Raw genomic sequence first — 17,456 nt, 5'->3', positions numbered from 1 at the left:
TTAAGCCAGCGTAAAAGCTGGCTTTGTTATTGTTATGCTTTACTTTTTTGCCTCAAGCAGTAGTACGACAACATAATGGTTGTTAATAAGCCGCGCTAACTAACGACCCAAAAGTTTAATTTAATGTTGCCAACAACTGCTTTATTTCATCAAAGTTTGTAATATTTAAACACTCAGCCTTTTGCTCCAAAACACTAAAATCACTATGCCCAGCCGCTGCAAAATATAAGCACGACAGCATAAATAACACTAGCTCATCTTGTTCTGTACCTTTTGCAACTGCTTGGCTTACTTTATCCAGGTGGGCTATTTGTTTCACTAGACTTGCATCTATATGCCATAACGACAACATAAGCGAGGACGCAGAATAAAGGCTGATCCCCATGGTCTCGTGAATGTGTCTATTAAGCGAACCTAAGTCGTCTATACCTCGCAATGAATACCGCACCATTTCGTGTCTATGGGCACTTTTATGACTCAACAGGAAAACACCTAGTAGCGAAAAAACCAAAACTTGCTCGGTAAGTTCGATATCTAAAGTTAGATTTTTTGTTAACAATTTACGGGTATGTTGAAAGAGTTTAGGTGCTAATAAAAAAGCTTGGCTATATTGCTCGAAAATGACCTGCTCTAAATGTTGTTGTAGCGCGTCCTTCATTGCAAACACTAGCGCATAATTCACAACGGTTTGAATGCCTAAATTTCGACTTATCGCTTCTTGTAAATTTTGGGGCGTTTTGCCATATATGGCCTTACTGGCTTGCCCCATAATACGCCCTGAAAGAATGACATCCTTAGTCACAATCTCAATCACTTTTTGCAGATTAAGATTGTCTCTATCTTTTTCAAGCAATAGTTGCTGACAACTGCTTGGCATGGGTGGCATATTTTCTGCGATTTCTGTCAGTTTTACATAGTTACTATGCACACTGTTTGCCAATGATAAATATCTAAACTGTGATGGCGTGACGCCAAATTTTTGCCGAAAGGCTCGTTCAAACGTAGCCCGTTCTGAATAACCCAGCCTAATAGCCAAATCTTCAATCTTAATTTGATTTGTTAACAAGGCTTTTACGCATAGTTCATTTAAAAATTTACTTTGAATAAGTTTATAACTAGTTTCTTCTTGGGCCAGTTTACGCCTAAACGAAGTCATGCTTATTGACAATTCACAGGCACATTGTTCAATGGTTAAGGATGCAGGCAAGTCCCTTTCGCTCAATAAACGATTAACAGCCGCTGTCAGTACTAAAGAAGGTTGAGAGTGATTCATCAATAAATATTTCTAATCAAAACAACATAGTAGACCTATCCCAAAGACATAAACGCAATTAAAGGGAAAACACTAGATTACTATTTCAAACATGAATTTTTGACAATAACATAGGCAAAACCAAATAAACGCTAAATTTACTTTTCATCCCTTAAATCGTACCTTTATTCCCAAAAATTAAAATATACAGAATATTTTATGATAAATTTTGACCATCCCATTGCTGAATATGTTACAAGAATGTATCGTCTTCTATCTCGAAAACAAGTTGAAATTAATTTCATATGAACGGTCAATTGCGGCAAGTATTTTATCCAGAGTATGGACCAAGCCAAAAGCAAGAAAATATTCTGGTAGTCGATGATGATCCTGGGATTTTACGAATTATTAGCCTTGTTTTAGAGAAAGAAGGTTATAAAGTCAGAACCGCCACCAGTGGAGAACAAGCCTATCAATTGGCTTGCAGTTTTTATCCTGAATTAGTCATATTAGATATCAACATGCCGGGAGGTTGGAATGGTTTTTTAACCTGTCAAAAGTTTAAGTCGGATGCGCAATTATCCGCCATCCCAATAATATTCTTAACCGCTACAACAGCCGAATTGCTCCAAGGCTTTGAAGTCGGCGGCGCTGATTGCTTATTGAAACCCTTTAATAATCAAGAATTAATAGTAAGAACTCAGTTTCACTTAAATATGAACCGCTTAGTAAAAGAAGCTCAGCAAACTAACCTCGAGTTAGAAAGTAAAGTCCAACAACGAAACCGCGATTTAGCTGATTCTAATGAAAAACTTAAGCAAGCTATCCTTGAGTCAAGGTTGCTTAATAATCGTTTAAAGCTCGAAGAAGGCACTGACTTTTTAACGAAATTACCTAATGGGGTTAGCTTTGAGCGCAACTTGCAGTGCTATCTAGATCAGCGAACTTTTGATGCAACAGATGGGGTACTGCTATTTCTGGATCTAGTAAGGTTTGAAGTCGTTAATCAATGTTTTGGGTGGGACGCAGGCGACTATGTTCTTTGTAATGTTAGCAATTTATTACAATCGCAATTAGGTGACTCCGCTTTGTTAGGTAGGTTGGGCGGCGATCAATTCGCAGTTTTTTTAAAACACACTTCTGTCACAAACGCTGCAGTAGTCGCAAGAGGTTTAGTCGATTGTTTAAGTAGCTTTCCTTTTAGTTTTAAGTCACAAAAAATCCAAGCCGAAATCTGTGTCGGCTTTTGCGTTGTAGACGAGCATGAATCGAGCGCCAGAAAAATCACATCGAAGGCTATTCACGCATCGATTCAAGCCAAGAAACAGGGGTTAGGATCTATTGTCAATTATCAAAATGTGGGTGTAAGACAGTTAGCTAAAGAAACAACTAGCGACTTAGCCAGCCGCATTGAATCAGCGTTAAAATCAAACGCTTTGTCACTTTTTTATCAGCAAGTTAACCCCTTGCAAGCACAACAGGATCAATTGCCCTCGTTCGAAATGTTAGTAAAGCTTAACAGTGAAGACGCTAATCAATTGAAACTACCCAAGGAGTACATAGAGGTTTCGGGACGAAACCAAATTAATAAAAAAATTGACCTCTGGGTTCTACAAGCCACCCTAAATTGGTTGCAGGACAATCAACACTTACATAGCCAATTTAGTCATGTTTCAATCAATCTTTCATCAGAAACCATAACTAACCCTATGTTTCTGATAACGCTCGAAAATATATTGTTAGAAACGTCCATAAAACCCGGTTTGTTGTGTTTCATAATTTCAGAGTCTGACGTATTACTCACGATTGAGAGATCTGGCGTGTTTTTATCCCACCTCAAAAAATTAGGATGTAAAACTTGTCTGGATGATTTTGGAGGGCAAACTTCTCTGATTCAGTATCTACATATATTGGAACTAGATTACTTAAAAATAGATGCCGCGGTGATAGGCGGCTATTCAGAAAATCCAAGCAATACCCTTCTTTGGGAAACACTAACTAAAGTAGCAGAGTTATCTGGTAAAGCGTTGATTGCTAAACATATTGAACATGAAACAGTAGCCGATAATTTAATTGAAATTGGAATAAAACACGCCCAAGGGTCACTGTTTCATAAACCAGAACCCATCAGTAATTTAAGTTAATACTTGAGTCTAAGTGTGGCATAAACTGACCTAGGCTCACCTACGAAATAACGATAACTCCCAAAGCCAAAATCAGCTCTTTCTGCGTAATCTTCATCGCTCAGGTTTGTGACTCTTACACTGATATCTACTTTATCAGTTAACGCCCAACCTGTTCTTAAATTAAGCAAATTGTGACCACTGTATTCAGCGGTATTCTCTGGATTAAGAAAATAATTACCTTGATGCACCCACTCTAACTCTATAAAGCTGCCTGAGTCTGCTCGCCATCCAAATTGAACACTTCCCATGTGTTCAGGTGCAGTATCTATTTCATTGTTATTGATGTTAACCTGGCTTAGCCTAAGGTTTGTAGCGTACTGATGTTTCGCAAAAGTACCATTGCCAGAAATATAGAACTGTTGCCATTGATAGTTTATTGCTAACTCAATGCCTTGATGAGAGGTTTCGCCATTGCTGATATTTTGTCTATCGGTATCTTGGAAAATAAAATTGTTCTTTTGCATCGTAAACAAGGTTAGGTCGTAAAAAAAACCTTGGGTCTGCCCCCTTAGACCGAATTCGATGGAATCGACATTTTCAGCTTCAAGTTCAGCTAGTATTTGCCCTGCTTGAAGTCTAAATAACTCGGCGGCTTGGGGCGCTCGATAGCCTGTTGAATATTGAGCATAAAGTCGATTCTGATTGTTTACCGCATAATTCGCATTTATTTGATATGACCATTCTTCATAATTGACCACTTGATCTTCAGGGCGAGTAAACCGGCAATTTTCTACGTCATCAGCACAAGCACTGCCCGCGGTTAGGTGATTGTTATAGTCATACTTAGTGCGTTCATACCTCACACCAGTGCTAAGATTCAGCTGCTCGCTAGCGGCCCATTGTAATTGCGCAAATGGAGAATATACAGTTGCATCCACTTCATAATCATAGTGTGTGCCAGCTGGGATGGTAGGTGAAAAATCTTCGGATTGAGTCTCAGTTAATTGCCCATTAGTCAGATCGACTTCGAAACCGCTCAACCATGTTAAGTCACCGTAATTTTTCTGGAATTGTAGCTGTGCGCCAACACTAGATTGACTGTTTTCTTCAAGAGGTTGCCAAATTAGATAGTGTTGCAAAAACTGCATATCAGCCCACCTAACATAAGGTGTAAAGGTAAGACTGGTAGTATCGTTTTCAAGATAATTTATTTGGCTGTAGAAGCGCATAGACTGGCTATCTCGAAACGCTTCTGGATTAGGGTTTTGAGTTTTAAGCGCCGCATCTTTATAAGCATCCAAACCACTTATAAAGCCAGCAGTTTCCTGGTTTAGATTGGTTGCTGCTAGTACATTTTTAATTTGCCACTTACCCTCTTGGTATTGATGAATCAAATTAAATTTTTGCTGCTCGAAACCACTGTCTTGCAAATATCCACCGTCTTTGGTGATATTGCCGTAAAACAAAACACCATGTTGATCACCTGTGTTGGATAAACTAAACATGCCACGAGAATAGTCATGAGGGCCAACACTCAAAGATAAAAATGATTGTTCTACTTCAAATGGATTGGGAGTCAGAACGTTAATGACGCCATGCACAGCATTAGAGCCATACATAGTACTTGCTGGACCACGTAAAACTTCGACAGAAGATGCCTGTTCGGTATTCGCGTCAAACAATTGATTAACATTACAAAATCCTAGTGCACGTAATGAAATTCCATCCTGTGCAGTGAAAAATGCGCCACACCCCCCTGTTCCGGTCAACACAGGGGAACGAATAGCCGTTAGGTGTTCCTGACCGTTTCCACGGCTAATCCAAGCACCAGGGATCCTGACTAAAGCTTGATTAATATGTTGTTGTTCAACCAACCTCAAACTCTCTTCATCCAACCAACTGATATTACTACCAATGTCCAAGACATTATCAGTCGTTCGAGTGGCAGTTACTGTAATATTGTCAATAGGCTGTTCTTGGGTTAAACCTATAGCTGGGATAATCAATAAAAACACACTAAAAAAACGATTCACGTAGTCCAAAAAATCTCCAAAAGCACTTATGTTTATGTAGTAATACGTTAAAAATATTCTTATTGTACGTTGCAAACTTCTAGCTGCATACCTTAATTTTTATCAAAGTATGAGTGCTAAATCTCTTAAACTAGCCACCCTTATTGACAAATAGTTCACTAATGAAAATGCAGTTTTATGAATGTTGACTGGCTTTTATATCAAACTAAAAAGCACAACTCTTAATCAAAAGTTAACTAACTAAAGTGTGTTTGATGCCGCAGCATTTTAATTGATGTGCCACAGCTTTCGCCATTGAATTAAACTTGTTATTGGGGCATTTCGTCCTAATACTTTCTCTAAACACCTTATAATGCTTCGCATAGTAGTCTCTTTGCAGTGTTGTTGCATACCGAAACAAAAAAGTGCGCTTTTGTTGTAGTGTTTGGTAGAATCGAACCATGCCAAAAAACCATTAACCCTATGAAAAATTAGAACTTTTTATTTTGAACCACATCAGGTCATTGATAAAAATCTAACAAATAATCAGTTGATTTGCTTTTTGAGCTGACCTGCACAGAGTCGTAGTTGTACTCATGAAATGACTTTATGATTGCCTTTTATTCATCCAGTTTTTAGCCATAAATCATTGGATTTATTAAATAAACTGCCCATATCAAAAGCCTATATAAAACTAGCGCTTTACGCTGTTTTTTGCTGTAATGGAGCTTAGTTATAAAGAAATATAGTCTGTGACATGCAAATAGGTTGGCGCGAGTTTATAAAAAGACGTTTTAGCAAAGCCTCTAAGTTTCATTCCGTAGGGATTGAAATTGGCGTAGACGAATTTCATGTTTCTACTCTACAAAAGATTAAAGGCGAAATTAGCTGGGTAAAACAAGACACTCTCCCAATCGAAAGCTGGCAAAGCTCACTCAAAACCTATGTCGACAAAAATAGTCTCACTAATACTCAGTGTAATGTCGCGTTCTCTATTTCAAAGTATCAAATGTTGCAGTTAGACAAACCAGAAGTTGAGGACACAGAGCTACTTAAAGCGCTGCAATGGTCAGTCAAAGAACAATTGTTCAGTGACGATGAACTTGCGATTGACTATTTCGATACCCCAGCTGAAGCAGCTAACCTCAAAAAATTAAATGTGGTTGCCATCAGTAAGCAAGAAGTTAGAGAAGTTCGAAATGGTGTTTTAAAAGCAGGGTTAGCACTGAATATCATTGGAATTGAAGAGCTCGCAACATGTAACTTAGTGGTGCCCAGCGACGATGCCATTATCACCCTAAAACAAGAAGAAGGTGGGCAGCTGAGTTTAAATATTGTTAAACGCAACGAATTGTACTTTTCTCGACGATTACGTGGCTATGAAAATTTAGCTAATTTTTCACCAGAAGAATTAAAAATGGGCGTCGTTGATAACTTGAGTTTGGAAATTCAACGTTCCATGGATTATTTTGAGAGCCAATTACGTCAAGCTCCGGTTAAAAAAGTCTATCTTTCTTTGGATACCATTCATCAGGATGCGCTAGCGGAGTTTATTAAAGAGGTTATTTTTGTACCAGTGGAATCGTTTATCCCAAACGTCTCAAAAAATACTAAAATGCCAATAGCACCATCAAGCCTAGCAAGTTTAGGTGCCGCAATTGATAACGCGAGTTTGATTGGCTGATGAAAAATAGAATTAACCTTTACCACCCAGAGTTTCACCCGAAGTTACGTTTGCTTTCTCTGAATATTGTAATCGCAACTTGGGTGTTCACGGCTATTTTATGCGGCTTACTGTACTTTTATTTCGCATCAGAACAACAAAATTTACAAGCGGAATTAGGTATTTTAGAACGTGATAAGCAGAAACAACAAATATTAGCGACAGAATTACAAATCGCGGTAGACAGTCTTAAAATTGATCCTGTTTTACTTCAAAAAGTTGAAGATAATCAGCAGCTAGTTAACCTTAAAAAACGGGTGTTAGATGAATTATCGGGACGAGAACAGTTAACAACACAAGGTTACTCCAACTTAATGATAGATCTCGCTGGTCATAATCAAACAGGGCTATGGTTAACTCATATCAACTTAAATGGCGCAAAGGTCGAGGTGCAAGGTGCAACAACAGATTCTGCCCTTGTACCCAAATGGCTTAGCTCTTTAGGGCAAACTGATTATTTTAATGGGCAAGAATTCGCGGATACTAGGCTATATTTGGACTCAGATAAACAACTCAAATTTATTATTTCGTCTGGAAACGAGTCTAATCAAGAAGTTGGAGCTAACAATGATTAGCTTAAAAGGGTCGGGTAAAATATGAAACAACAACTTGCCCTCGAAGCAGAATACCGAAAGTTATCAGCTAAATTCCACAGCACAAGTTCCCGTGAACAATGCCTAATTCTAATTTGTGGTTTAGTTGTAATACTATTATTGATGTATACCTTTTTATTCGAGCCTCTTTTCAAGGAGTCCGAAAAATTACAACAAAACCGTGATAATACTCAAAAAGAAATATCGAGCTTAGAAGTTCAAGTCGCGCAATTATCCGAAAAGCTAAATTCTGATCCTAATGAACCTGTCAATACCAGAATTGCCGATTTAGAACGTGAAATCCAAAACATTACACTGCAGTTAGAAACACAAACTAGCAACTTAGTACCCGCTAATAAAATGGCAGGAATGTTAGAAAGTGTGCTATCTGGTAGCAAAGGGTTAAAGTTAATTGAGTTACAATCAATAGCTCCTGTTCCTATATTACTGGAACCCGCCAAAGAAGGAGAAGAGTCAAAGGCAGGACTTTATCGCCATGGTGTCACACTTATTTTTGAGGGGAAATATTTTGATATTCAAGAATATTTACAAAAATTGGAATCATTACCATGGAAATTCTACTGGAAAAAATTTGATTATTTAGTGGGCGATTACCCAACCGCAAGTGTTGAGTTAGAAATCTACACTCTTAGCACCAACAAAGCTTTCATAGGGGTATAAAGGCAAATGCAACACCTATTAATATTATTAATTTTTAGTCTCTCCAGTGCCCATGCCAGTACACTGCAAGATCCAACTAAACCTAACCCTGATAAATCTTTTGTTCTGGGGCAAGATTCAGACGCAACGCTGCCAGAGGCTTTAAAATTAACCGCCATCATTAAAACCAATCATAACAGACAAGCTATTATAAATGGGAAAAGCGTTACCCAAGGGCAACTAGTGCAAGAATACAAGGTGCTATTGATCAGTGAAAATCACGTTTTATTAGAAGGTTCAGATGGTCCAAAAACACTTTATGTCAATAACAACAACATTAAAAAAGACACGAATAATGGTTTCTAACAAATTACTACTTATTAGCCTAATGGTGGCTATTTGTTCATGCCAAAGTACGCAGAAAAAAGCGCCTGTTTCGCACTCTTTGGACTCTGCAATTGCCGAGTACGAAAACGAAACTAATGCGGCGCCACAGCGGCAACCCTTAGAATCGGTACCGGACGAAATTAATCAAGCATTACTCCCCAAACCTAGTGACTCATCTAGCCAATTGTTTGGGGAGTCAAAGTACGATATTAATGCCCAAAAAGTGGATGCTGCAGCGTTTTTTAGTAGCATAGTTAAAGACACCCCTTTCAGCGTAGCAATTCATCCCGAAGTCACTGGCGAAATCTCACTAGACCTAAAACAAGTGGCGTTGGAAGAGGTATTTGATTTAGTTTCTGAAATTTATGGTTACGAAATCGAGCGTAAACGAAATATCTATCGTATTTATCCGTCAGGAATGCGCACTGAAACCTTCGCTATTAACTATTTACTGATGACTCGTGATGGTTCTACGCAAACCAGTATTACCTCTGGGGGCGTAACTCAAGATTCTGGCAACAATAATAGTAATAACAACTCTCAAAACGGATACACTGGCAATTCTAGTAACTCAGGAAGTAGCAGCAGTTACGGTACAAATACCAATAGTAACGGCACTAATATTTCTACGCGTACTGAAACAGATTTTTGGACTGAACTTCTAGAAACTTTGGAGTCGATGATAGGTGAGGGAGACGGAAAAAGTGTCATGGTCACCCCTCAAGCTGGTCTAGTAACAGTTCGAGCTCTACCAAAAGAAATTAGAGCAGTGAAAGCATTTTTAGACGTCTCGGAGGAAATTATCCAACGGCAAGTCATCCTCGAAGCGAGAATTCTTGAGGTTTCATTGGATGATGGATACCAACAGGGCATTAATTGGGGACAAATATTAGCCAACAGTGGTTCAACCGATTTTCAATTTTCGAACACTGCAGGTACGTTAGGTAATAGTGTTAGCGCAGCTTTGGGCAATTTAACCAGCCTATCTTTTATTAATAAGGATTTTTCTGGAGTGTTGTCGTTATTGTCTACTCAAGGCAATGTACAAGTATTGTCTAGCCCAAGAGTGACGGCGGTTAATAATCAAAAAGCGGTGATTAAAGTCGGAGACGACGAATATTTTGTCACCGATGTGTCAAGTCAAAGCACTATTTCTAGTAGTACCACATCTGTGGTGCCTAACATTGAATTAACCCCTTTCTTTTCGGGTATAGCCTTAGATGTGACACCACAAATTGATGCTGAAGGTATGGTTTTATTACATGTTCATCCTTCGGTTATCGAAACACAAGAGCAAGAAAAAATAGTGACGCTAAACGAAGAGCAGTATGTTCTGCCGCTGGCGCAAAGTAATATCCGCGAATCTGATACGGTTATTCGCGCCAAATCAGGTGAGATAGTGGTGATTGGCGGATTGATGCAATCTATTATTTCTGAATCAGAGTCAAAAACTCCTTTGCTGGGGGATATTCCCTATTTGGGTAATCTATTCAAAAATAAAAGTAATAGTGAGATTAAGAAAGAACTGGTGATTTTGATTAAACCTACAGTGGTGGATAAAGACACATGGAAAAAACAGTTAAGACGAAGCCGGGATCAAATGGCTGACTGGCTGCACGTGGACTAAATCATGTATCTATACCACTTCGGTATTAAAGAGTTACCTTTTACTTTAACACCTAACACCAGTTATTTTTTTGGCCTGCCTAGTCATAAAGAGGCCATTCAAGTGTTGTTAACGGCACTTAGGACAGGCGAAGGTTTTATTAAAGTAACAGGTGAAGTAGGCACAGGTAAAACGCTGATTTGTCGTAAATTGTTAAACGAATTGCCTCAGCATTTTGTAGCGGCTTACATTCCCAATCCTTATCTTACCCCTTCAGAACTGCGCCGCGCAGTGGCGAGTGAATTGAATGTGGTATTAACTGACCATGCCGACCAGCAAGAGTTTACGCAGCGAATTCAACAACGTCTGATTCAAATTCACCAAGAAAATAAAGGTGTGGTACTCATAATTGACGAAGCACAAGCATTGCCAGTAGAGAGCATTGAAGCGCTTAGGCTGATTACCAACCTCGAAACCGAATCTCGTAAGTTATTACAAGTGGTACTGTTTGGTCAGCCAGAATTAAACGATAAATTGGCTCTACCCGAACTACGGCAATTAAAACAAAGGGTAACGTTTTCTTATTCCTTGCAAATAATGGATGCCGATCAGGTATACCAATATGTTAAACACCGGATGAATGTAGCGGGTTACCGAGGCGGCGATCTATTCGACCGAAAATGTTGTTCCTTACTGTATAAAGCCAGCAAGGGGACCCCCCGAATAGTCAACGTATTATGCCATAAAGCCTTAATGCTTGCTTTTGGCGAAGGCATGCAAAAAATCACGCCACTACATATTAAACTCTCAATAAAAGATACCGAGGCAGCTAACCAAACCAGCAATATTTTACTTGTTTCATCTATCGGAATTTTAGTCGTGATGTTGTCTTTTAGTTTTGCCTATTTTGCTTGGTCGGGGTTCGAAATATGAGTGTAGTGAACAAAATGCTACAAGATTTAGAAGCCCGGCAAACTCAAACTGATGAGATAACGGCTGACTATCAGGCGCCACCCAAAAAACAATCGAAGCCATTAGTTATATTACTGTTAGTTTTGGCTATTGCCGCCATTATTTTTGCACTAATGGATACCCAGTGGCTATTTTCTGAAACCAAAACCAATCAGACTTTAGCAACAACCGAAACGCAAACCTTGGCATCTAATGTTCCGCAAACAATGTCCATGGTCACAGAAGAAACCCAACAACGGCCAGTTACTTCACAAAACAATAAAGATCTACAAACTAAAACTGACATTGTAGTTGCCACTCCTGCTGCAAAAATGGAGACGCCAAGTAAGCTTACAATGGCAAAGCCTAGTTTGCCAAACCAGTCCGATACAACTGAAGCCCAGCCAGACTCATTACAAGTAATAGATACTCAAGACGTTGCGGCTGAGACTTCTCGGCCGCCAGAAATAATGACCTCAACTGCTGCAGAACCAACTGCTAGTTTTAGTAAAAAAAATAGTAACAAGGAAAATAGCGGCGACAGTTTAAAACAACGTATAGTCGAAAGCCTTAAAGAAGATGATCTCGATTTGGCAAGCTCGTTACTCTACAAATTATTAGAAACTGAACCTACAAATATTAAAGCTCGCAAGAAGCTCGCATCCTTACTATTTGCCCAAGGTAATTATGCGCAAGCTAAGCAACTCCTTGTTAAAGGAATTGCGCAACACCCAGCTCAAAGTGATTTACGATTGATGTTGGCACGACTGCTGATGATTCAAAAAGAGCCGACACAAGCATTAGAGGTATTGACTAAATTTCAACCTGTTACAGGCAATCAAGTAGAATACTTAGGTTATCGGGCGGCTTTAGCGCAACAACTAAAACAGACAAAATTGGCCATGACAGATTATCAATCTTTAACTCAAATCGAATCTAACAATGCAAAATGGTGGTTAGGTTTAGGTATTGCAAAAGATCAATTGGGTGAAATTGACCAAGCGGTGCAGGCCTATACAAACGCTAAATCCCTAGACCAATTAGATAGATCGGTGCATGATTTTATCCAACAACGAATTTCAGTATTAGCAGGCGATCAATGAAACCTAAAGCCAAAATACGCCTAGGCGACTTACTTGTCCAAAAGGAAATTATCAGCGAAGAACAGTTGATGCAGGCACTTGCGGCACAAAAAGAGTCAGGTCGTAAACTGGGATTCATGTTGATTGAACTGGGATTAGTTACCGAAAACCAGCTTCTGTCATTTTTGTCACAACACCTCAAGGTGCCCTTGGTCGATATCAGTAAACATAATGTGCAGCTAGCGGCAGTCAATATGCTGCCTGAAGTGCAAGCCCGTCGGCACCGCGCCTTAGTGATTGAAGACAAAGGCGATAGGCTTCTAGTTGCGATGAGCGATCCTGCGGATTTGGCGGCTATTGATGTATTGTCTCGGCTATTACCTAAACCTTTAGATGTTGCAGTGGTTAGTGATAGCCAGTTGATACAAGCCTATGACAACTTTTATCGCCGCACTGAAGAAATTGCCTCATTTGCACAAGAACTTGCGGAAGAATATCAAGATGAAGCCGAATTCGATTTTGACTCGGGCGTTGGGGACGAACAAGACACAGCAGTAGCTAGGCTATTACAATCAATTTTTGAAGATGCGGTTCAGGCCAAGGCATCAGACATTCATATTGAACCTGATGATGCATTATTACGGATTCGAATGCGGGTTGATGGTGTACTGCAAGAGAATGTCATTCAGGAAAAAAACATCGCATCGGCCTTGGTACTTAGACTCAAATTAATGTCAGGTTTGGATATATCTGAAAAACGGCTTCCCCAAGATGGCCGAACCAGTATGCGTATCAAAGGCCACTCAATTGATGTACGGGTATCGACCATGCCAGTACAAGCAGGTGAATCGGTAGTAATGCGTTTACTCGATCAATCTGCTGGCCTATTGACCCTTGATCAAACAGGTATGCCAAATAATCTGTTAACTCGCTTTAGAAGCCTATTGCACCGACCACACGGTATGATTCTGGTAACTGGCCCTACTGGTTCGGGTAAAACCACCACCTTATATGGGGCACTAAGCGAACTCAATAAAGCAGCATCAAAAATCATAACGGTAGAAGACCCAGTTGAATATAGACTCCCAAGAATCAACCAAGTACAAACCAATAACAAGATTGGCTTAAGTTTTGCCAACGTATTACGTACTACCTTACGTCAAGATCCCGATATTATTATGGTCGGCGAAATGCGCGACCAAGAAACAGCCGAAATAGGACTACGTGGTGCATTAACTGGGCACTTAGTGCTCTCTACCTTGCATACCAATGACGCAATAAGCAGCGCCGTTAGATTATTAGATATGGGAGCGCCAGGTTATCTAGTAGCCAGTTCTTTACGTGCTGTAGTAGCACAAAGGTTAGTGCGCAAAATTTGTAACAACTGCAGTGAAGATTACCGCCTCAATGCAGAAGAATTACTATGGTTAAATAACTTAGATGACAATTTGGAAGCGATAAACTTCAAACGTGGTAGAGGTTGCCAGAGCTGCAATAGGACCGGTTATAAAGGGCGTATAGGTGTATTCGAGTTACTGGAAATGACCGAAAACATGATGAATGCCTTAAAATTGAATGACACTATTTCATTCTCTCAAGCGGCGCAAAAAAGCCCCGGATTTGTACCTCTTGCGAAAGTAGCGCTAATGTATGCCAAAATGGGCATTACTACAGTCGACGAAGTACTTAAATTAATAGAAATGGTCGCAGATGAACGAACTATTTCTAAACCCAATGATAATGAAGTTATTGAGCAAGAATTAGCGCAAGTGGTAGAAGACCAAACCGCTAATGAAGCACCCAATGAAGAGCCTCCTAAATCGTCAGGCTTTTCATTTGAACTAGAACCATTAAATAAACCACCAGGAGGCGACGGTGGCCCAATTTAGCTATAAGGCACGAAATGCGAGCGGTGAGCTGACCTCTGGTGTTTTAGAGGCAACAGATGATTCATCAGTTGCGCAAATATTAGTTGGGCGAAACTTTACTCCTATTGAAATCACCGAAAATAGCCAAGAACAAATCGAAGAATCCGCACAGGTTTCTTTTTTAACGCCCAATGTCACGCTTGATGATTTGGTGATATTTTCGCGACAAATGTATTCGTTGGCTAAGTCAGGAATACCTATTTTACGGGCAGTTAAAGGGCTAGCTGATACTACAGGTTCGAAACGAATGGCTATGGCACTCGACGACGTTGCGGATCAATTAGAACGAGGTCGCACGCTTTCTACAGCGTTAAACAAACATGACCAGGTTTTTGGGCGATTATTTGTCAGTATTGTGCACGTAGGAGAGAATACCGGTAAATTAGACGAAGCCTTTTTGCAATTGTCATTTTACCTTGAACGCGAACAGGAAACCCGCAAACAAATAAAAGCAGCAACCCGATACCCCATGTTTGTGTTAATGGCCATAGTCATAGCCATGGTAATAATGAATATGGTGGTGATCCCAATTTTTGCTGAAATGTTTGTTTCTTTTGGTGCTGAATTGCCATTAATGACACGTATATTATTGGCCACGTCGAACTTCTTTATCACCAAGTGGCCCTTCTTAGTTGTAGGGATCACAGTAGGAATTTACCTATTAGTCAGGTACTTGCGAACTGAAACTGGCCGCTACAAATGGGACAAAACCAAGTTAAAGTTACCTATTGTTGGCAGTATTTTTGAGCGCACCTTATTAGGCCGATTTGCCCGCAGTTTTTCGATGATGTTGGTATCTGGGGTGCCACTTACCTCGGCGCTTAATTTAGTAGCAGAGGCAGTTAACAATGCCTATATGGCCGAATGCATATTAAACATGCGTAAGAATATCGAAAAAGGTGAAAACTTGTCTAGAGTGGCCAGCAGCAGTAAATTATTCACACCTTTGGTATTACAAATGATAAGTGTTGGTGAAGAAACAGGTCGAGTAGACGAGTTGCTTGCAGAAGTAGCAGAGTTTTATGAGCGAGAGGTCGACTACGACTTAAAAAGCCTCACCTCGAAAATAGAACCTATCTTAATAAGTATTGTAGCCGGTATGGTATTAATCCTCGCCCTAGGTATTTTTACCCCTATGTGGGACATGATGGGGGCCATAAAAGGCTAACGTTATGGATAAAAACCAAGCAGCAGATGAGCGTAATCGTAGCCTTTTTATTAATATCACTGTGGTAGTGGTGTTTATCAGTTTAATGTTGGGCTTTATGATTCATCTAAATAACGGCTCTACTAATTTACGGCGACTTGCGTTGGAAAATTTAGCTGAGCAGTTTTCAACTAGCGTGAGTAATGCCCATTGGCAGTGGCAAGGGGAAGGCCGCCCTGAAATAGTCCTGTTAATCACCTATGCCAATAAGCTGGGCGAGAATGAAACTCTAATTGAAACAGATAGAAAACCTATATTTATGAGTCATTTAGGTTGGCCAAAAGCAGAACCAACGTCAGAAGGCTGTGCTAACATTTGGAAAATGTTACTCAATATGCCAATGAACATAGACGGCTTTAAAATTTTTGCTGAATATTACGACGGGATCAAACTTAACGATAATCCATTGGATTCTGTGTGTCGATATCGATTATCTACTGGTCCATACTTCGAATACAAAGTGTTTTCGGGTCAGGTATTAAAAGTTAAAGAATGATTACCTTTTTTAAAAAATCACAAGTGAAAAACCTTGTAGGAGCGCCGCTATGACCAACAACATTAAGAGCAACAGCAACGCTAAAGTTGAGACAAATATGCAATTAAATACCGGGCACTATGGCTCCCCTAAAAAAGCCACCTCGGGTTTTACCCTAATAGAACTAGTGATAGTGGTGGTTATTTTAGGCTTATTGGCTGCGACCGCTTTACCTAGACTATTAGATGTGACCGCAGATGCCGAGGATGCAACAGTAGATGGAGTGGCGGGAGGTTTTGCCACTGGAGTTGGCTTAGTCAGAGCTCAATGGGAATTAGAAGGCCGCCCGACTGAAAATTATGGCACCAATTCGACCTTCGTAACAATTGAAAGTATTCAAGTAGGCATCGATCAAGATACGGGTTACCCAACCGGGCAATTAGACACCGACAGTAGTTCTGAAGATGACCAAATGAGTACCTTAGACTGCGAGAGTATTTTCAACTTAATTATGCAAAGTGCTCCAACCATTTCTTCGGATTGGAATGATCGACCGTTTGAAAACTTCCGATATTTTACTAATGTAAGAACAGGTGTAGGTTCAGGTGGTAATGATGTTTGTTATTATTACCTAACACAAACAGTCAAAAATCGCACAACTGAGCCAACCGATAACTTGGCTGGAAATGGGTTTATCTACGATCCAAGAATTGGCCAGGTGATAGTGTTTAGTAACAATTAATCACAGCGATAATTTTCTGTGGTGATAAACCTTAACCAAACGCTCGAAAATATACTTAGGTATAAACAAAGATAACTAGAAAAACACAAGTAATTGGTTAAAATGATGTTTAAATGGTATAAAACATCCAATAGATTCAGGGACTTAGTTAAAAAACCCTTTGAGGACAAAAAAGCATGCAACAACAACGTGGTTTTACATTAATCGAATTAATTATTGTGATCGTGATTTTAGGCATTTTGGCTGTAACCGCCGCCCCTAAATTTATTGATATACAAGGTGATGCTACAGCTTCTACCTTGCAAGGTGTAAAAGCGGCAATACAAGGCGGCTCTCAGTTAGTGTATGCAAAATCTGCCATTGCAGGTGAGCAAAAAAATGCAGGTACGAATCCAAGTGTAGATAATAATAAAGTAACTATTAGCGGAGGCGATGTTGATACAAACTTTGGTTACCCAAGTGCTCTCACAATGAACGCAACAATGTTACAACGTTGGGTAGATTTAAATTTAACAGCTGTAACTGGAGATTGGACTTTCACAGCAGACTCTCCCGCCTCTGGTTCCTTTACGATAACTCCACTCGGTACTGCAGCGACTACTGTTGCAGCGAATCAATGCCAAGTTACTTATACTGACACGGCGAGTCAAGGCGTCTCACCTACTGTTGTTGTTCAAACAGATGGTTGCTAGTGTTATAACTAACTTAAATT

Annotated in this window: 15 protein-coding genes; 13 read left to right on the top strand and 2 right to left on the bottom strand. The window is 39.8% G+C overall.

What is annotated here, in order from left to right:
* Positions 1-115: 115 nt before the first annotated feature.
* Positions 116-1,273, bottom strand: coding sequence for a helix-turn-helix domain-containing protein (locus KO534_RS17120; protein WP_215931354.1), 1,158 nt, complete (start codon positions 1,271-1,273; stop codon positions 116-118).
* A gap of 284 nt (positions 1,274-1,557) precedes the next feature.
* Here KO534_RS17120 and KO534_RS17115 point away from each other — a divergent pair, with 284 nt between their 5' ends.
* Entirely contained in the window at positions 1,558-3,396 is a 1,839-nt protein-coding gene (locus KO534_RS17115; protein ID WP_215931352.1) for a two-component system response regulator, read from the top strand.
* Here the strand turns inward: KO534_RS17115 and KO534_RS17110 are convergent.
* Positions 3,393-5,411: a TonB-dependent receptor gene (locus KO534_RS17110; RefSeq protein ID WP_354667956.1), complete on the bottom strand. Its 2,019-nt coding sequence runs from the start codon at positions 5,409-5,411 to the stop codon at positions 3,393-3,395. The two genes, KO534_RS17115 and KO534_RS17110, sit on opposite strands and share 4 nt — an antisense overlap.
* A 736-nt stretch (positions 5,412-6,147) precedes the next feature.
* Here KO534_RS17110 and pilM point away from each other — a divergent pair.
* From pilM to KO534_RS23650, 12 genes are all read left to right on the top strand, one after another.
* A complete protein-coding gene (pilM, locus tag KO534_RS17105) occupies positions 6,148-7,074 on the top strand; it encodes a type IV pilus biogenesis protein PilM (RefSeq protein WP_215931349.1) in 927 nt (308 codons plus the stop codon).
* Positions 7,074-7,688: a PilN domain-containing protein gene (locus KO534_RS17100; RefSeq protein ID WP_215931347.1), complete on the top strand. Its 615-nt coding sequence runs from the start codon at positions 7,074-7,076 to the stop codon at positions 7,686-7,688. The genes pilM and KO534_RS17100 overlap by 1 nt, the downstream gene beginning before the upstream one ends.
* A gap of 21 nt (positions 7,689-7,709) precedes the next feature.
* Complete coding sequence (gspM, locus tag KO534_RS17095) at positions 7,710-8,387, top strand: type II secretion system protein GspM (RefSeq protein ID WP_215931345.1); 678 nt, start codon at positions 7,710-7,712, stop codon at positions 8,385-8,387.
* Between the two features lie 6 nt (positions 8,388-8,393).
* A complete protein-coding gene (locus KO534_RS17090; RefSeq protein WP_215931343.1) occupies positions 8,394-8,732 on the top strand; it encodes a hypothetical protein in 339 nt (112 codons plus the stop codon).
* A complete protein-coding gene (gene mshL / locus KO534_RS17085; RefSeq protein ID WP_215931340.1) occupies positions 8,722-10,380 on the top strand; it encodes a pilus (MSHA type) biogenesis protein MshL in 1,659 nt (552 codons plus the stop codon). Before KO534_RS17090 ends, mshL begins: the two co-directional genes overlap by 11 nt.
* Before the next feature lie 3 nt (positions 10,381-10,383).
* The gene (locus KO534_RS17080) at positions 10,384-11,292 is read left to right on the top strand and encodes an ExeA family protein (RefSeq protein ID WP_215931338.1); all 909 of its coding nucleotides are present in this window, start codon (positions 10,384-10,386) and stop codon (positions 11,290-11,292) included.
* Positions 11,289-12,413 (top strand): tetratricopeptide repeat protein, encoded by a 1,125-nt coding sequence (locus tag KO534_RS17075; RefSeq protein WP_215931335.1) that lies wholly within the window; start codon positions 11,289-11,291, stop codon positions 12,411-12,413. The genes KO534_RS17080 and KO534_RS17075 overlap by 4 nt, the downstream gene beginning before the upstream one ends.
* Positions 12,410-14,281 carry a GspE/PulE family protein gene (locus KO534_RS17070; protein ID WP_215931333.1) on the top strand — a complete coding sequence of 624 codons (1,872 nt, stop codon included), beginning with the start codon at positions 12,410-12,412 and terminating at the stop codon, positions 14,279-14,281. Before KO534_RS17075 ends, KO534_RS17070 begins: the two co-directional genes overlap by 4 nt.
* The gene (locus tag KO534_RS17065; RefSeq protein ID WP_215931331.1) at positions 14,268-15,488 is read left to right on the top strand and encodes a type II secretion system F family protein; all 1,221 of its coding nucleotides are present in this window, start codon (positions 14,268-14,270) and stop codon (positions 15,486-15,488) included. The genes KO534_RS17070 and KO534_RS17065 overlap by 14 nt, the downstream gene beginning before the upstream one ends.
* A 4-nt stretch (positions 15,489-15,492) precedes the next feature.
* Entirely contained in the window at positions 15,493-16,023 is a 531-nt protein-coding gene (locus tag KO534_RS17060; RefSeq protein ID WP_215931329.1) for a hypothetical protein, read from the top strand.
* Between the two features lie 97 nt (positions 16,024-16,120).
* Positions 16,121-16,744 carry a type II secretion system protein gene (locus KO534_RS17055; RefSeq protein WP_215931513.1) on the top strand — a complete coding sequence of 208 codons (624 nt, stop codon included), beginning with the start codon at positions 16,121-16,123 and terminating at the stop codon, positions 16,742-16,744.
* 176 nt (positions 16,745-16,920) lie between these two features.
* A complete protein-coding gene (locus KO534_RS23650) occupies positions 16,921-17,436 on the top strand; it encodes a prepilin-type N-terminal cleavage/methylation domain-containing protein (protein ID WP_215931327.1) in 516 nt (171 codons plus the stop codon).
* Positions 17,437-17,456: the final 20 nt, after the last annotated feature.

The organism is Paraglaciecola arctica, from assembly GCF_018861065.1.
Taxonomy (GTDB): domain Bacteria; phylum Pseudomonadota; class Gammaproteobacteria; order Enterobacterales; family Alteromonadaceae; genus Paraglaciecola; species Paraglaciecola arctica_B.
Note: the sequence above shows the minus strand (reverse complement) of the source record. Positions and strands in the feature narration are given on the sequence as shown.